A 14,799-nucleotide genomic window follows, 5' to 3' on the forward strand; every position below is an offset into this window, starting at 1 on the left:
CCCATTTCGGTGAAGTGTGAAAACGCGCCGACAGAATACGGGCAAAGGACTCGGCGCGCTGGAGTGGTTTAGCGGATTGTATGCAGGCAGTTCAAGCGGTTTGCTGAATCAGTGCAAGCGCTGCGGCATGTAACTCGGGCGTGGCAGCTGCAAGCACCTGGCCACCCTCATGCGCGGGCGCGCCCTGCCAGTTGGTCACCACGCCGCCTGCCGCCTGAATGACCGCAATCGGCGCCTGAATATCATAAGCGTTCAGACCGGCTTCGATCACCAGATCACATTGCCCCGCCGCCAGTAGCGCATAGGCGTAGCAATCCATACCATAGCGGGTCAGCTGCACCTGGCTGGCGACGCGTTGAAAGGCCGCCCGTTCGTCGTCGCTACCGACTTCGGGAAAAGTGGTGAACAGCGTTGCCTCTGACAGGTTGACCGTCGCGCGGGCGCAGAGCGCCTGCTCTCCCAAGGGGCCGGTCAGGCTGGCGCCATCGGGTGTGCCGACAAAACGTTCACCAATATAAGGCTGGTCGATGATACCAAGGAAAGGCCCGCTTTTGTCCCCCAGCGCGATCAGAACGCCCCAAGTTGGGGTGCCGCTGATAAAGCCACGAGTGCCGTCAATCGGATCAAGGACCCAAATGCGTCCGGATGGGCCGGTGGTCTCGCCGTATTCCTCTCCAAGGATGCTGTCCTCGGGGCGCAGTTCGGCGAGCACGGACCGCATCGCCTGTTCGGCGGCGCGATCAGCAATGGTGACAGGATCAAAGCCTTCGTCCAGTTTGTTGTCGGATTGCAGTCCGTCTGAACGAAAATATGGCAGGATCGCCTGGCGTGCAGCATCGGCCATCCGATGGGCAACCTCCAGATCTGAAAACGCGGCTGAAGTCATACCCAAAGGGGTGACATTCAACCGCGCATATTTCAAGCCCCAAGCCCCCACTCGAGGCTGGAAAATCAAGCCGCGTCGCTGAGCACGCGCGCCAGTTCGAACAGACGGCGGCGCTGGTTCTCTGGAATCGCGTAGTAGGACCGCACCAGATCCAGTGCCTCCTTGTCGCCCATCAGATCATCAGGCACCTGCGCCTTGTCCGATGCTGGCGCAGCATCGTCCTGCAACCCTTCAAAAAAGAAGCTGACAGGAACGCTGAGCGCGTCAGAAATATCCCAGAGCCGAGAGGCGCTGACCCGGTTTGCACCGGTTTCATATTTTTGGATTTGTTGAAATTTGATACCAACCAGCTCTGCGAGCTGTTGTTGCGTCATGCCGATGAGCCACCGGCGATGCCGGATGCGTTTCCCCACGTGCACGTCCACTGGATGAGCCATGCGTTTCTCCTAAGATTTACCAACTGGGTGCCACCCTAGCCGTCTTTCTTAACCCCCGCCCACCCGGCAATTACCGTGCAAGACCAATGTTGCCAAAAAACCCGTAAGTCCCTGTACCAACGAACAAGGCGCTCCCATTGGGGTTGAGTGTACGACCTTAACGGTTGAATTCAAGCAGTCACTCTCGCCGCAATGGGCGCCTGTGCGTCAAACGCATGATTTCATGCACCATTTTTATTTCACTTTTTTGCATGTTTTACTCATGTTCCGCACCTCCCCATAAATAGTGAGGTGATCCGATTGCGAATCTGACATGGTTTTACCACTCAGAATCACCTTACCCCATGCCAGATATGGAAAAATGATATGCGCGCCTACAGTGTTAGCAGCTTCGACATCTCACCTACTATCGCAGAGGTTGACGTTAGATCTCCGAAAAGCGGAGAAGTTGCAGTTGCAATATACGCCTGTGGGTTGAATTTTGCAGATCTTCTTCTTCTTAGCGGCAAATATCAGGACACGCCAGACCTGCCGTTTGTGCCGGGGTTGGAACTGGCCGGCGTGATCAAGGCGGTTGGCGCGGATGTAGATGGGCTGGCCGTTGGCGACCGGGTAGCGGTGTTTTCCGGTCAGGGTGGCCTGGCCGAAGCCGGGATTTTTCCAGCCGATCGGGTCACACCTATCCCGGATGAGATGTCCTTTGCCGATGCAGCAGCGTTTCAGATCACCTATGGCACCGGACTTGTGGCACTTGATCACTGCGCACGACTCCAGCCGGGGGAGACGCTGCTGGTCACCGGCGCTGCAGGGGGCGTTGGCCTCACGGCGGTTGAGATCGGCAAGCGGCTGGGCGCGCGGGTGATTGCCCATGCCCGCGGTGCCGAGAAACTGGCTGTGGCCAAGGCCGCTGGTGCGGACCATCTGATCGATGCCAGTGACGATCTGCGCCAATCGGTCAAGGATCTGGGCGGCGCGGATGTGGTCTATGAGGCCATCGGCGGCGAGGTCTGGACCGCCGCCTTTCGCGCAACCAACCCCGGCGGCCGGTTGCTGCCGATCGGCTTTGCCGGGGGTGAGGTGCCGCAGATCCCTGCGAACCATCTGCTGGTCAAAAATCTCAGCGTGATCGGATTTTACTTCGGCGGCTACCTCAAGAGCCAGCCGGTGGTAATCCAATGGGCGATCAAACGGTTGCTTCAGTGGTACCGCGACGGCTCATTGCGCCCGCATATCAGCCACAGGCTGCCGCTGGATCGGGTCGCTGACGGTCTGGAGCTGCTGCGCAGCAGGCAGGCCACGGGCAAGGTGGTGATCATGATCCGACCAGAGCAGGGCTAACGACAGCTTGGCTGCAGCCCTGCCCTGTCCTGCTTAGCCCTTCCACGCCCCACCAGGCCATGTCATGCAATGAGAACCCGCACCGCAAACAAAGGCGGCGCGGGTCTTGGTCTGAGGTGAGACCTCAGGCAGCTGTCCAATGCGTCTGCGCGGCAGCCAGCGGGGCGCTGATGTTCTGAAACGCCTTACGCACAAGAAACGCCAGCTCGCTCACCATGGGAGAGCCAGAGGTCTCCGCCCCATAGAGATTGATCAGTTGGACCGGCAACTCCGGCAGGTTGCCGCCATGGTCGATCTGCACCAGATGCGGCGGTTCGGTCCCCTCAATCATCGTATGAATCGCAAGATCGGCGCTGACGGTTGCCTCAATCGTGCGGTCACTGTCTGTTTCCACCACCATCTCCCAGGAAATACCCGCTGCATCCAGCGCGCCCACCACCTTGGGCCTGAAGGTGCAGTACCGACCAAAGGCCAGCTTCAGCGGACGCTGCCGCCAAGCAGACCCGTTGGGAGCCCCGATCCAGCAAAGTGGACGTTCGGCCAGTGTCTCACCATTTTCCGAGGTGGTGGTTTCCGTGGTCAGGATCAGATCGCATTCACCGCGCGAGAACTGCTCCTTCAGCGAGCGGGTAAAACTGGAGATCAGCTGCACCTTCACCCGTGGGAACGACGCATTGAAACGCTGCAACACCTGCGGGATCGCCGGGTAGACAATGTCATGCGGCACCCCAAGGACAATCTCGCCTTCATAGGCCTGATCGGTGAGCCGTCCGATCACCTCATCATTCAGCGCCACCATCCGCCGGGCATAGGCCAGCAGCTGCTCCCCGGAGGCGGTCAGCGCAATTGTCCGGCCAGAGCGATCCAGCAGTTGCAGCCCCAGCAGCTCCTCAAGTCGCTTGAGCTGCATAGAGACCGCAGACTGGGTCAGATGCAGAAAGCCGGCGGCGCGGGTTACCCCGCCGTTATCCGCAACCGCAACGAAGGAGCGCAGCGTGGTGATATCGAGATTCCGCATCATCACAATCCTTGATAGTTGAAATCATAAACATTCGTTTTTCATATCAATCACACTGCGCCATATACATCAACAGAATTGATAACAACGCACCACACCATCATAGATCCAGAAAAGGACGCAAATTATGACCTATATGGACAACAGCCTGCGCTCCACCTCCTGCGCCCCCCGCCGTTCCATCCTGGCAACCGTGGCACATGCCCTCGCCGTCTGGCGCGAACGCCGGATGCTGGCGCAGCTGGATTCCTCGGCACTTGAGGACATGGGCATCAGCCAACGCGACGCCGAGGCAGAAGCCCGCCGTCCGATCTGGGACGCGCCGAGCAACTGGACCCGCTAATGCCAACGCGTCGGCAGCGGGCGTAAGACAAAAAAGGTCCGCACTGCGGGCCTTTTTTCGTTCCAGACCGATGAGCGTGATATTCGGGGTATCAGCGTATGTGCGCCTGCGTCTTGAGCGGATCAGGTAGCTTGCTGCGGCCCGTAAAGGTGACCAGCAGTGCCGCAAGGATAATGGCGAAGACGCCCAAAACCCCCAACGCGCCCGGCACCACCGAGAACAACACCAGATCAAAACCAAGCGCCCAGACCAGGCCGGTATAGTCAAAAGGCGCGAGCGTGCTGACCGGTGCCCGTGCTACCGCTTCATTGGCGACGAAATGACCAACACCACCTATCAGCCCGGCAAAAGCGAGCCATCCGAACATCTCAGCGCTGAGGGAAACCCAGCCCAAGGGCAAAGATGCAAGCCCAAGCGCGGCAGAGACAATTGCAAAGTAAAAGGCAATGGAAGACGACCCCTCCGTTGCCATCATCGTTTTTGTGTGCACCCGAACAAACGCCATAGTGACGGCATAGGCAAGACCAGCAACCACGCCGATCAAAGCCCCATCACCGGGCAATTCCATTGCCTCCCACAACAGCAACACTACACCGGAAAACCCAAAGGAAATTGCGATCATGATCGCAGCGGTCAACCGTTCGCCAAGCAGTATCGCCGAAAGCGGCAAGACCAGAACTGGCGCCAGATAGGCCAGGGCCTGCGCATTGGCGACGGGAAGATAAGCAAGAGATACAAAAGACATAGCCATGGAAAACGCGCCGAAAGCACTTCGGGTCACATGCAGGCGCGGATACCGTGTTTTCAACGCAGCGGGGAACTCACCGCGCCAAATCATATACAAGACGATGGGTATCAGTGCCAATACAGATCGCCAGCACATGATTTGACCAATGGGCACACTCTGTGCCGCTCCATGGATGGCTGCTGACATGGCGGTCATCAGGAATGCGGCCAAAAGACGCAAACCGATCCCCTGAAGATGTGTGTTCTGTGATCTCATGACAAAAGACATGTCAAATGCGCTCCGCCACCACAACAAAAATGCAACCAAAGGCTGAGTTATGCATAACGTCTCGGTATTATGCTCCTTAGGCAACCAACGAGAGACTGCATCGTTACCCTGCGCCCCACCTTCCGCCGCTTTTTGTCGATAATTGCGTCGAAACTTCGATCTACAGGCTTGAACCGCGCCCCGCTTCACCCGATATTTGCGAGGAACGCCAGGTCTCTGCACGCAGCAGGGAACCTGCGCGAGGGAGTTTAGAGACGGAGACCATGATACATGGCACAGTTTGACACCATCCGATCCACAGCGGGCGCACGCTCTGCGGAGATCGATGCGGGCCTGCGCGCCCATATGAACAAGGTCTACGGCACCATGGCCGTAGGTACATTCATCACTTTTCTGGCAGCCTGGGCCATTTCCGGCCTCGCGGTCACCACGGACCCCGCCAATGCCGCAGCCCAGTTGAGCGCTGACAAATATCTGACCAGCATCGGCTATGCGCTTTATGCCTCGCCGCTGAAATGGGTTGTCATGTTTGCCCCGCTGGCCTTTGTCTTTGGCATCGGCGCGGCGGCAAATCGCATGTCGGCCGCTGGCGTCCAGCTGCTGTTCTATGTTTTCGCCACCGTGATGGGTGTGTCCATCAGCTCGATCTTCCTGGTGTTCACCGGTGAGAGCATCGTGCAGGTGTTCCTGATCACCTCCATCGCCTTTGCGGGTCTGTCGCTGGTGGGTTACACTACCAAAAAGGACCTTTCCGGCATGGGCGCCTTCCTGATCATGGGCCTGATCGGTCTGATCGTGGCGTCGATCGTGAATATCTTCCTGGCCTCCTCGGCGATGGCTTTCGCAATCTCGGTGATTGGCGTGCTGATCTTTGCGGGTCTCACCGCCTATGACACCCAGCGGATCAAGAATGAGTATCTGCAGCACGCCCATATGGGCGACCAGGAGTGGCTCGCCAAATCCGCCATCATGGGCGCGCTGAGCCTCTATCTGGACTTCATCAATATGTTCATGATGCTGCTCCAGCTGCTTGGAAACCGCGAATAACGCGACACCTTCCAGACCTAAGCACGACCGGGGCGGATCATCACGATCCGCCCTTTTTCTTTGCCTGCCCAGCCGACCTGCTGCCGCCCAGCAGGCCTCTCTTCACCGCTGTATTTGAGACACCCATGGACCTGATCGATATTACCCCCGCAGACGCCCACCGCCTGATCCCCCTGCTGCAGGACCTGCATGCATTGCACGTGGCCCATCAGCCCGATCGCTACCCGGCAGATCCGGACGCCGCCGCATTGACCCGCTGGTTGGAAGAATGGCTGAGCGATAGCAGCGTTACCGCCCGCGCTGCGGTCAGCCCGCAGGGCAGCGTGATGGGCTATATGATCTATGGGATTGAACACCGCCCTGCCCTACCTGTGCGCCGGGCTGAGACCCGCGCGATGCTGCACCACATCGCCGTATCAGAAAGCTGGCGGCGCATGGGCGTGGGAGCAGCGCTGATCGCGGATCTGAAACGCGCTGTGGCGCTCCAAGGCATCCAGGTCGTTGCCACCACATATGCGCCGTTCAACAGCGCCTCCGCCGCATTGATGGCGCGTATGGGAATGGAGCCGGTCATGATCATGGCCGAGTGGCGCGGCTGACACAGGCATCTCCGACCGCTCTGACAGCCACCAACGACGCGCGCTGCGTCCCATAAAAGACAGGAGGCAGCCCCACCGCTGCCTCCTGCTCTGGTCGCTCCCCCGAGCCGACCTGTGGTGCTGTGACCGCCCGAGACCTTGCACTTCCGGCGAGGCACCTCGGCGCCACTCTCTCACCCACATCCCGGGATCACTTGTCGCGGGGAAACCTGCCATTAACGCGCCAAAGCATCCAGCGGGCCGGACTTTCATCAACCGGATTTTCATAAAACTTGTGGTGCGCCGGGCAAGACTTGCTGTGCCAACCAAAAAAGGGCCGCACTACGGTGCGACCCTTCTTATCTACTGTCCCGAATATCGGGGCGATATCGCGGCCAGCGGCTGCGCGACATCAAGAGGCTTATTTGATTTTGCCTTCTTTGTATTCAACGTGCTTGCGCACGACCGGGTCGTACTTACGCACAACCATTTTCTCGGTCATGGTGCGTGCGTTTTTCTTGGTCACGTAGAAGTGGCCCGTGCCCGCGGTCGAGTTCAGGCGGATCTTGATTGTGGTCGGCTTCGCCATGGTATTCTCCTGCGTCCGAAAAGGCAGGGGCCTCTCGGTAAATTCCTATATGAGCGTGCGCTTTTACCTGCACCACCCTGCGAGTCAAGAGGGTTCGCCGGGATATTTTGCGCAGAGGGCCTATAAGCCGGATTTTGTTCCGGGGCCTGGGCCCCTTCGACGACCATTCATCTAGGATGCGCATTGCTGCGCACCTCCAGCTGCCAACCCGACCCCTCTTGGCCAAAACATGCCTAGCGGCGGTATCGGCTGACGCCGACCGGCCCGCGCGGGGGTCCTATTTGGCATTGCTCCCGGTGGGGCTTGCCATGCCGCCCCTGTTGCCAGCGGCGCGGTGGGCTCTTACCCCACCGTTTCACCCTTACCCACACGGGATCGCCTGACAGGCAGGCGCGTGCGGGCGGTCTGTTTTCTGTGGCGCTCTCCGTCAGATCGCTCTGCCCGGGCGTTACCCGGCACCGTCGTTTTGTAGAGTCCGGACTTTCCTCGTGACACCTTGCGGCCTCCCGCGGCCATCCAGCCCTCTGCGCCCTGATCGCCTAGGAACAACCGCGCCCGGCGTCAAGCAGATTGTGCCCCGTAAGAACGGAGATGGGGCGTTGCCCCTTTCGCCCCCTCAGGATCGGGGGCAATTCACCTCAGGATATTTTCGCCAGAAGATGGGCGGCGCGTGGGGATACCTTTAGCGATTGCCAGGCAGAAGCAGTTGTATATCCGCATCGCTCAACGGTCCGCGTTGTCCGGGCCGAAACCTGAGACGCACCGCCTGCAGCAGCGTGGCGTCGTCAACATCTGCAGTGAAGCCCCGCGCCTGCGCGCGAGCGCGAAAGAGCTCCGTGCGCGCCCATGGCTCCTGCGGAATGGGTGGAGCAGCCGCCGTGACCTTCGGGACGGGGGCTGCCAGTCCTTGCCGCGCCAGACGCGCCCAGTCAAAGCGCGGGCCGGGATCGAATTTGCGGCCGGGCGCCATGCAGGAGTGACCGATCACCCCTGTAGGCGAGATTTCCCAACGTTGCAGGATGGCGGGCAAGAGCGTCTCCAATCGCGCCATCTGCGGCGCAGAAAAGGGGTGATCCCCCCGATTGTCGAGTTCGATCCCAATGGAACGTGAATTGATATCGCCCTGCCCGCACCATTCACCTGCACCTGCATGCCAGGCGCGATCCGCCTCGTGCACCATCTGCCACAGCGTTCCGTCAGCGCCGATCAGGTAATGGGCGGAGACTTCGTATTGCGGATCACAGAGCCGTGCCAGAGCCGCCTCGGCGTGCTCCATTGCGGTGTAGTGAAGGACGACCAGCTGTGGCTTCAACCCATTCCGGCGCGCATTGAAATTGGGGCTCGGATGCCAAATGGCGGCCTCGCCCTCCTCAGGATTGCTCGGGACCTCGGTCACGCCACGCCGCCCGGCGTCAGTTCTGCACCGCAAGGCGATAAGGCGCCGGGTCCCAACCGCAAGCGTAGCCATCGCCATCGGGATCAAGTGCCTGACGGTCACGCTTCGGCCCGCCTGCTGCAAGAAAGGCGATCTGGGCCAGTTCTGGCGACGCAAAGCCCGCGCAATTGCGCGAGGAGCGCGCCGCAAGATTGATGCCCGAGCGCGAATAGATGCGCTGCCCGCGCGGATTGGAGGTGCTCAGCGCGTAGCGGACGATATTGGGATCACGGCTGCCGCTGCGGGTGGGCACGGCAGTCGGGCTCACCACCTGATATTGCGCGCGCTGACGGGCCAGCCGCTCTGCGTCGCTTTCTATGCTCTGACGCGAGGCAACCGCGTCGAAGTCATTCTCGTCCGAAATCTGCGGATTGCCCGCAAGCGCCGGTGCCGGATTGGAGGGGCTGGCCTCAATCGGGGCGGTGCCGGAATTGCTGCGTGCGGCCTCTAGTGCCGCTGCGGTCTCCCGCGCGATGTCATCGCTGCTGCCGCCGGAGGAGGCGAGTGTTCCCGCACCACTGGTGCGCGCCGCCACGCGGGGCGCGGGCTGCACAGCGCGCGGCAGAGGCTCGCTGGCGACCCGTGCCGGTGGCACCAGTGGATCGCCGTTGATGGTGGTGCCGGTCGCAGGCGCCCCGTCGAAGGGGCTGGAGCCAAACCCGGCCTCTGGCCCGCTGTCGGGCACCGGGGGTTGGCACGCGGCCAGCAGGACAAGGCTGCTGGTCGCAAGGATGGACCGGAATGCACGCATGATCACCACCTGTTTGTTCTGCTCAGATCAGAACCGGGTTTACCACCAATGCCCTGGCTTGGCCACAAACCCGGCAGCCTCTTCCAGCGCATAGGCTGTATTCAGCAGATCACCCTCTTCCCAAGGGCGGCCAATCAGTTGCAGACCCAGCGGCAGTCCTTTGGCATCAACACCAGCAGGCACGGAAATCCCCGGCAGACCGGCGAGGTTCACGGTCACGGTGAAGACGTCGTTCAGATACATCTGCACCGGATCCGCGTCGATCATTTCGCCCAAGCCAAAGGCCGCAGAGGGCGTGGCCGGCGTCAGGATCGCGTCGATACCCTGCGCAAAAACATCCTCGAAGTCCTTTTTGATCAGGGTCCGGACCTTGCGGGCGCGGTTGTAATAGGCGTCATAGAACCCTGCAGAGAGCACATAGGTACCCACCATCACACGGCGCTGCACTTCGTGACCGAAGCCCGCAGCGCGGGTTTTCTCGTACATCTCGGTGATGCCGTCGCCGCCCTCCAGCGTGGCGCGCTGACCGTAGCGCACACCGTCGTAGCGTGCGAGGTTCGATGACGCCTCAGCCGGCGCAATCACATAATAGGCTGGCAGCGCGTATTTGGTGTGCGGCAGGGAAATATCGACGATCTCGGCACCTGCTGCGCGCAGCATCTCCGCCCCTTCGGACCAGAGTTTCTCAATCTCCGCAGGCATGCCATCCATGCGGTATTCGCGCGGGATGCCGATTTTCTTGCCTTTGATATCACCGGTCAGCATTGCCTCAAAATTCGGCACCGCCAGATCGGCGCTGGTGCTGTCCTTGGGGTCGTGGCCACACATCGCCTCAAGCATCATCGCCGCATCGCGCACCGATTTGGTCATCGGACCGGCCTGATCCAGTGAGGAGGCAAAGGCCACCACACCCCAGCGCGAGCAGCGCCCGTAAGTGGGTTTGATGCCGGTGATACCGGTAAAGGCCGCAGGCTGACGAATCGACCCGCCGGTATCGGTGCCAGTTGCCGCCAGGCACAGATCAGCCGCCACAGCAGATGCCGACCCACCGGAGGAGCCGCCCGGTGTCAGTTGGGCCTCATCGCCCTCGCGCCGCCAGGGGCTGACTGCGTTGCCATAGACAGATGTCTCGTTGGATGAGCCCATCGCGAATTCATCCATGTTCAGCTTGCCCAGCATAACCGCACCAGAATCCTGCAACTGCTGGGAGACGGTGGATTCATACTCGGGCTTGAAGCCTTCCAAGATGCCAGAGGCCGCCTGACTGTCGACACCTTTGGTGCAGAACAGATCCTTGATGCCAATGGGAAGGCCACACATGGCAGGCGCGTCGCCTGCCTTGATCCGTACGTCCGCCGCCTTAGCGCGTTCCAGCGCAATCTCGGGCGTCTTGTGCACGAAGGCATTCAGCGCATCCGCGGCATCAATCGCTTTCAGACAGGCCTCGGTCAGCTCGACAGAGGTGGTTTCGCCCTTGCGCAATGCGTCACGAGCGGCGGACAGGGTCAGTTTGTTCAGTTCGGTCATGTCTTATTCAACCACCTTGGGCACTGCGAAAAAGCCTTCGCGGGCATCGGGAGCATTGGCGAGGATCTTGTCCTGCTGATTGCCATCCGTGACCTCATCCACCCGGCGCTTCAGCCGCTGCGGTGTTACGGAGGTCATTGGCTCGACGCCTTCGACGTCCACCTCGTTCAGCTGCTCGATAAAGCCGAGGATGGTGTTGAACTCATCTGCCAGAGCGGGCAGCGCGTCCTCTTCGACCTTGATACGGGCCAGTTTGGCCACTTTGGCGGCGGTGCTTTGGTCAATCGACATGGAAACCCTCATCTCGTGTTAGCACGCATTTACCGCCGCACCGCCGCCGCCGCAAGCCTGCGGGCGCGTGAAAGCCCCGGGAATTCGGCCCCAAGGCACCTGAGCCTGTGGATTTTTGCCTCTGCCACGATAGGCTTGAGACAGGACGAGGCCCCGACCGGGCCGGGTCGCAACCGCAGTGAGGGAGTATAGGACATGGAGATCATCTGGCTGGGCCACGGCAGTTTTCGCATCGAGACCGCAGGACAGGTTCTGCTGGTTGATCCCTGGCTGACCGGCAATCCGATGCTGCGCGACGATCAGCACGAGGCTGCCATCGCAGGCGCCACCCATATTATCCTGACCCATGCCCATTTTGACCATGTCATTGACGTGCTGGCGCTGGCGCGGCGGCTGAATGTGCCGATTGTGGGCCAATATGATCTGATGGGCATCTGGGGGGAAACCGAAGATGTGACCACCATCGGCTTCAACAAGGGCGGAACCGTCAATCTGGACGGGCCGAACCTCGCCATGGTTCCGGCCTCGCACAGCTCCACTTTTGCTACGCAGGATGGGTTGCGAACAGCGGGCAGCGAAGTGGGGTATATGCTGATGAGCGAGGGAAAAACGCTTTATATCTCAGGCGATACCGGGTTGATGGCGGATATGGATTGGATCGGCGATTACTATAAACCCGACATCGGCATCCTGAGCGCCGGGGGGCATTTCACCATGGATATGGCGCAGACGGCCTATGCGGCGAAACGGTATTTCAATTTCAAAACGTTGATCCCCTGCCACTACCGCACCTTCCCGATCCTGGAGCAGAGCGCTGAGAAACTGGCGGATGCCCTGCCGGAGGTGACGGTGATCGAGCCGCAGGTGCTCGAGGCGATCAAGCTATAAGCGCCGTCGGGGCACCAGATGACCTGCGGGTTAGGGCCTCATCCCGCCTGTTGCACAGCGGGGGAGGTGAAGGCGGCGCGGGCTTTGGCGGCTTTTTGTCTGCAGATACAGTCTGTTGCGTGGTCATTCACCAACCCCATCGCCTGCATGAAGGCAAAGCAGGTGGTGGGTCCGACGAATTTCCAGCCGCGTTTTTTCAGCTCCTTTGACAGCGCAATCGACTGCGGCGTGATGGAGGCGGTCTGCGGCGGCACCTGATCGTCCGGCCCCGGCTCATAGCTCCAGAAAAACGCAGCAAGCGATCCTTCGGCGACGACCATTTCCTCTGCGCGACGCGCGTTGTTGATCACCGCCTCAATCTTGCCGCGGTGGCGAATGATACCTGCGTCCTGCAAAAGGCGGTCCACGTCCTGAGGGCCAAACCGGGCGACACGGGTCCAGTCGAACCCCGCAAAGGCGGCCCGGAAATTCTCGCGTTTGGCCAGAATGGTGCGCCAGCTCAGACCTGACTGAAAACTCTCAAGACAAATCTTCTCAAACAGGCGCTGATCATCCGCCACCGGATAGCCCCATTCGTGATCATGATAGGGCAGAAACTCCGGAACGGATCCGGCCCAGCCACAACGCAACTGCCCGTCAGGGGCTAGAAAATCCTTGCTCATATCTCTCTGCCCTCCTGCGGCGCGACCGGACTATTAGGCTATGGGCAGCACAGCAGCCGGGTCAACCATCCGCCGAACGGCGCGCAGCAAAGAAAGCCTTCAGCAGGGTTTCGGCCGGTTCTGCGCTGATGCCCTCATAGACCTCTGGCGCGTGATGCGCCTGCGGATGCGAGAACACGCAAGCCCCATGCGCCACGCCGCCGGACTTGGGATCGGACGCACCGTAGTAGACACGGCGAATGCGGGCCGCGGCAATAGCGGCGGCGCACATCGCGCAGGGTTCCAGCGTCACATAGAGATCATGGCCATTGAGGCGCTCCGACCCGGCGGCAGCGCAGGCCTCGCGGATCACCAACACTTCGGCATGGGCGGTCGGGTCGCTCCACTCTCGGGTGCGATTGCCTGCCCGGGCGACCACCTGCCCCGCTGGGGAGATCAGGACGGCCCCCACCGGCACCTCCCCGCGCGCGGCTGCGGCACGGGCTTCGGCAAGGGCGATATCCATGTGAGAACGAAACGGCATAGCCCCTCCCTGCCCCAGAATGGGAGCTTTCGCAACTGCGCGGAATGATCTATGGCCTCAGTATGAGCAAAACACCATCTTCCCCCAGGGGCCAGCGCCCCGGTGCGGCGAAACCCGCCCGCGCCAGCAAGAAACCGACAGATACAGCTGCGACCGGTGACAGCCCCGAGGGCGACCGCATTGCCAAGGTCCTGTCACGGGCCGGCGTCGCATCGCGGCGCGAAGCCGAGCGGATGATCGCCGAAGGGCGCGTTGCGGTAAACGGCAAGATCATCGACAGCCCGGCGCTGAATGTGGTGTTGGGGAAGGATCGGATTGCGGTGGATGGCGCCCCTGTGCAGGATCCGGAACCACCCCGGCTGTGGCTCTATCACAAGCCGTCGGGCCTGGTGACCACCACCAGTGACGAGCTGGACCGCAAGACCATCTTTGACGAACTGCCTGAGGATATGCCCCGCGTGATGACCGTGGGGCGGCTGGACCTCAACTCCGAAGGGCTGCTGCTGCTGACCAATGACGGCGGTATCAAGCGACAGCTGGAGCTGCCCTCCACCGGCTGGCTGCGCCGCTACCGCGTGCGCATCAACGGGCGCCCCAAAGACACCGATTTTGAACCGTTGCGTCAGGGGCTGGTGATCGAGGGGGAGCGCTTTCAGCCGATGACCGTCGCGCTGGACCGGCAGCAGGGGGCCAACGCATGGCTCACCATTGGCCTGCGCGAGGGCAAGAACCGCGAAATCCGCCGTGCCATCGAAGACATCGGATTTACCGTGAACCGCCTGCTGCGGCTGTCTTACGGTCCGTTCCAGCTGGGCAGCCTCAAACCCGGTGAAGTCGAAGAGCTGCGCCCCCGCGTGGTGCGCGATCAGCTGGGGCTGGAAACGCCGGAGACCGAGGCAGACGAGAAGCCCAAACGCCCGACCCGCCCGGCGCGTGGACGCCCCGGCGCGGGCAAACCTGGGACAGCGCCCGGCGCGAAACCAGATTTCAAATCTGGCGGTAAGCCGGGCGGAAAACAACCGGGTGGCAAACAACCCGGCGGGAAACCATCAGGGCGATCCTTCGGCGCATCAGATCGCCCGGGCGACAAAGGCAGCGAGCGTTCCGGTGGCCGCTCCACTGGAAAACCAGACGGCAAATTTGCTGGCAAGGGCAAACCCGCAGGCCGGGCAACTGACCGTTCCGCAGACAGACCCGGGGGTAAGCCTGCGGGCAAATTCGGCGGCAAACCCGCAAGTGGCGGCGCCAGCCGGGACGCAGGGCGCGATACCGGGCGCGGTCCAGGCCGCAGCTCTGGAAAAGGTCCCGCACCGCGCGGTGGCGGCAAACCAACGCGCCGCTGAGCGCCCTGCCCTGAGAAACTGCGCCCGCCTTCTCAGAGTTCCCCCTAGCAAGATGGCGCTGCATATCCTAAGTTTCCAATTGCTTGCAGCGCTCATCTTGGGGGAACAGACGTGCAGAAACTCGCCTT

17 protein-coding genes and 1 other RNA gene are annotated in these 14,799 nt (G+C 61.1%); 6 read left to right on the forward strand and 12 right to left on the reverse strand.

What is annotated here, in order from left to right; translation table 11 throughout:
* Positions 1-91: 91 nt before the first annotated feature.
* On the reverse strand, positions 92-886 hold the full coding sequence (hisN, locus tag OO25_RS10650) for a histidinol-phosphatase (protein ID WP_082035324.1): 795 nt from the start codon (positions 884-886) through the stop codon (positions 92-94).
* Positions 887-951: 65 nt separating this feature from the next.
* Positions 952-1,323 carry a helix-turn-helix domain-containing protein gene (locus tag OO25_RS10655; RefSeq protein WP_040170404.1) on the reverse strand — a complete coding sequence of 124 codons (372 nt, stop codon included), beginning with the start codon at positions 1,321-1,323 and terminating at the stop codon, positions 952-954.
* A gap of 366 nt (positions 1,324-1,689) precedes the next feature.
* Here OO25_RS10655 and OO25_RS10660 point away from each other — a divergent pair, with 366 nt between their 5' ends.
* On the forward strand, positions 1,690-2,661 hold the full coding sequence (locus OO25_RS10660; protein ID WP_040180053.1) for an NADPH:quinone oxidoreductase family protein: 972 nt from the start codon (positions 1,690-1,692) through the stop codon (positions 2,659-2,661).
* 124 nt (positions 2,662-2,785) lie between these two features.
* Here OO25_RS10660 and OO25_RS10665 read toward each other — a convergent pair whose 3' ends face one another.
* Positions 2,786-3,679, reverse strand: a complete 894-nt coding sequence (locus OO25_RS10665; protein WP_040170835.1) for a LysR family transcriptional regulator — start codon at positions 3,677-3,679, stop codon at positions 2,786-2,788.
* A 127-nt stretch (positions 3,680-3,806) separates the two neighbouring features.
* Here OO25_RS10665 and OO25_RS10670 point away from each other — a divergent pair, with 127 nt between their 5' ends.
* The gene (locus tag OO25_RS10670; protein ID WP_040180054.1) at positions 3,807-4,022 is read left to right on the forward strand and encodes a DUF1127 domain-containing protein; all 216 of its coding nucleotides are present in this window, start codon (positions 3,807-3,809) and stop codon (positions 4,020-4,022) included.
* Positions 4,023-4,113: 91 nt separating this feature from the next.
* On the opposite strand, the gene OO25_RS10675 is transcribed toward OO25_RS10670, so the two are convergent.
* The gene (locus tag OO25_RS10675) at positions 4,114-5,259 is read right to left on the reverse strand and encodes a DMT family transporter (protein ID WP_242407027.1); all 1,146 of its coding nucleotides are present in this window, start codon (positions 5,257-5,259) and stop codon (positions 4,114-4,116) included.
* A 48-nt stretch (positions 5,260-5,307) separates the two neighbouring features.
* Here OO25_RS10675 and OO25_RS10680 point away from each other — a divergent pair, with 48 nt between their 5' ends.
* Positions 5,308-6,084 (forward strand): Bax inhibitor-1/YccA family protein, encoded by a 777-nt coding sequence (locus OO25_RS10680; RefSeq protein WP_040180055.1) that lies wholly within the window; start codon positions 5,308-5,310, stop codon positions 6,082-6,084.
* Positions 6,085-6,209: 125 nt separating this feature from the next.
* Entirely contained in the window at positions 6,210-6,683 is a 474-nt protein-coding gene (locus OO25_RS10685; protein ID WP_040180056.1) for a GNAT family N-acetyltransferase, read from the forward strand.
* A gap of 400 nt (positions 6,684-7,083) precedes the next feature.
* Here OO25_RS10685 and rpmG read toward each other — a convergent pair whose 3' ends face one another.
* The 6 genes from rpmG to gatC all read right to left on the reverse strand — a co-directional run bounded on the left by rpmG (position 7,084) and on the right by gatC (position 11,255).
* Positions 7,084-7,251 carry a 50S ribosomal protein L33 gene (gene rpmG / locus OO25_RS10690; protein ID WP_007814563.1) on the reverse strand — a complete coding sequence of 56 codons (168 nt, stop codon included), beginning with the start codon at positions 7,249-7,251 and terminating at the stop codon, positions 7,084-7,086.
* A 107-nt stretch (positions 7,252-7,358) separates the two neighbouring features.
* Positions 7,359-7,779: RNase P RNA component class A (gene rnpB / locus OO25_RS22230), an RNA gene on the reverse strand.
* 154 nt (positions 7,780-7,933) lie between these two features.
* Positions 7,934-8,647: an N-acetylmuramoyl-L-alanine amidase gene (locus OO25_RS10695; protein WP_040180057.1), complete on the reverse strand. Its 714-nt coding sequence runs from the start codon at positions 8,645-8,647 to the stop codon at positions 7,934-7,936.
* 16 nt (positions 8,648-8,663) lie between these two features.
* Positions 8,664-9,437 carry a hypothetical protein gene (locus OO25_RS10700; RefSeq protein WP_040170834.1) on the reverse strand — a complete coding sequence of 258 codons (774 nt, stop codon included), beginning with the start codon at positions 9,435-9,437 and terminating at the stop codon, positions 8,664-8,666.
* A gap of 39 nt (positions 9,438-9,476) precedes the next feature.
* Positions 9,477-10,964 (reverse strand): Asp-tRNA(Asn)/Glu-tRNA(Gln) amidotransferase subunit GatA, encoded by a 1,488-nt coding sequence (gene gatA / locus OO25_RS10705; RefSeq protein ID WP_040180060.1) that lies wholly within the window; start codon positions 10,962-10,964, stop codon positions 9,477-9,479.
* Positions 10,965-10,967: 3 nt separating this feature from the next.
* Positions 10,968-11,255 (reverse strand): Asp-tRNA(Asn)/Glu-tRNA(Gln) amidotransferase subunit GatC, encoded by a 288-nt coding sequence (gatC, locus tag OO25_RS10710; RefSeq protein WP_008561736.1) that lies wholly within the window; start codon positions 11,253-11,255, stop codon positions 10,968-10,970.
* A 195-nt stretch (positions 11,256-11,450) separates the two neighbouring features.
* Here gatC and OO25_RS10715 point away from each other — a divergent pair, with 195 nt between their 5' ends.
* The gene (locus OO25_RS10715; protein WP_040170386.1) at positions 11,451-12,143 is read left to right on the forward strand and encodes a metal-dependent hydrolase; all 693 of its coding nucleotides are present in this window, start codon (positions 11,451-11,453) and stop codon (positions 12,141-12,143) included.
* 38 nt (positions 12,144-12,181) lie between these two features.
* Here the strand turns inward: OO25_RS10715 and OO25_RS10720 are convergent, their stop codons facing one another.
* Together OO25_RS10720 and OO25_RS10725 are read right to left on the reverse strand one after the other, a co-directional pair.
* The gene (locus OO25_RS10720; RefSeq protein ID WP_040170385.1) at positions 12,182-12,805 is read right to left on the reverse strand and encodes a DNA-3-methyladenine glycosylase I; all 624 of its coding nucleotides are present in this window, start codon (positions 12,803-12,805) and stop codon (positions 12,182-12,184) included.
* Between the two features lie 61 nt (positions 12,806-12,866).
* On the reverse strand, positions 12,867-13,328 hold the full coding sequence (locus tag OO25_RS10725; RefSeq protein WP_040180062.1) for a nucleoside deaminase: 462 nt from the start codon (positions 13,326-13,328) through the stop codon (positions 12,867-12,869).
* A 62-nt stretch (positions 13,329-13,390) separates the two neighbouring features.
* Between OO25_RS10725 and OO25_RS10730 the strand changes: the two genes are divergently transcribed.
* A complete protein-coding gene (locus OO25_RS10730; protein ID WP_040180296.1) occupies positions 13,391-14,671 on the forward strand; it encodes a pseudouridine synthase in 1,281 nt (426 codons plus the stop codon).
* The last annotated feature ends 128 nt before the right edge of the window (positions 14,672-14,799 follow it).

The sequence above is a fragment of the Phaeobacter sp. S60 genome (genome assembly GCF_000826845.1).
Taxonomy (GTDB): domain Bacteria; phylum Pseudomonadota; class Alphaproteobacteria; order Rhodobacterales; family Rhodobacteraceae; genus Phaeobacter; species Phaeobacter piscinae.